Genomic DNA, 727 nt, shown 5'->3' on the forward strand with positions numbered 1-727 from the left:
CTGTACCGTTATAATTTAACGGAAGAAGGTCGCAAATACGTAGATTGGTGGGGGGGCACTAACTTCTGCTTTGGTCGGGTTGTGGTTGACAAGATTACCAAAGTCGATAATCAACTTAAGGGTATGAGAATGGTATCATTCAGTTACCACATGGAAAATGTGCCAAATTGGATAAAAAATAAGGATATTTATAGCTTGTATCCTAACTTTTTCGATATTGAAGCAGCTGCAACAGGTAAAGAATTAGCCAGAGGGACTCATTATTATAATGTTAATGATTACGGTGAATTAACCTTGAAAGCAGGGAAGAGTGGTAGTTATTTTTTATAAAGTTATTTTAATTCATTAGATTACTGTTAAGTTTAAGATTTGCGGGGGCAAAAAAGTGTTTCCATACTTACTGTCATACCAATATACAGCTGATACAAGTCATAAGCCGAAGCAGTGACAGAATCGATTAACAAATTTTAACTAACAGGTAATAACTGATGAAAACACAAATCAAAAAAGTCTTAATATTAGGTAGTAGTTTACTGATGTTATCGTTACTGACAGGGTGCGATTTTACCGATTATAAAACGCGAATTCAAAGAGAAAACGATATTAATAACCCAACAGGAAATAAATCAGTTTGTTTGGCTGTGGGAGATTTAACTGAGGATATGTATCCTTATACTATTCAATATATTGAAGGCGAAATTGATCCTGATGATGCATGGGATAAAAT

At 34.3% G+C, this 727-nt stretch carries 1 protein-coding gene and 1 pseudogene; both read left to right on the forward strand.

The genetic code is table 11. The features are described 5' to 3' along the window. Positions 1–330, forward strand: a pseudogene (locus A9G48_RS11400) (hypothetical protein); the annotation flags it as partial. 158 nt (positions 331–488) lie between these two features. After that, a partial coding sequence (locus tag A9G48_RS00015; protein WP_141672919.1) for a hypothetical protein occupies positions 489–727 on the forward strand: 239 nt, incomplete at its 3' end.

This window comes from Gilliamella sp. wkB18, from assembly GCF_001690875.1.
GTDB lineage: Bacteria > Pseudomonadota > Gammaproteobacteria > Enterobacterales > Orbaceae > Gilliamella > Gilliamella apicola_A.